General features: G+C 46.0%; 1 protein-coding gene. It reads right to left on the reverse strand.

Annotated features, from left to right (window positions below; all coding sequences use genetic code 11):
• Positions 1 to 278, reverse strand: a 278-nt coding sequence (locus tag Q0893_RS19535; RefSeq protein WP_299278977.1) for a hypothetical protein, incomplete at both ends; no start/stop codon positions are given.

Consider the following 278-nt stretch of genomic DNA (forward strand, 5'->3'; position numbering starts at 1 on the left):
GTTGCAGGTTCTGCTGGTTGTGATCCAGTCACATCCCACGAACAAGTCGTATTATTAAACGTTGCAGTCTCATAACATTCTGTTGCAGGTTCTGCAGGCTGACTACCAGTGACATCCCATGAGCACGTCGTGTTATTAAAGGTTGCCGTTTCATAACATTCCGTTGCAGGTTCTGCTGGCTGTGATCCAGTCACATCCCACGAACAAGTCGTATTATTAAATGTTGCAGTCTCATAACATTCCGTTGCAGGTTCTGCTGGTTGTGATCCAGTCACATC

Origin of the sequence: uncultured Psychroserpens sp. (assembly GCF_947494225.1) — a bacterium.
GTDB lineage: Bacteria > Bacteroidota > Bacteroidia > Flavobacteriales > Flavobacteriaceae > Psychroserpens.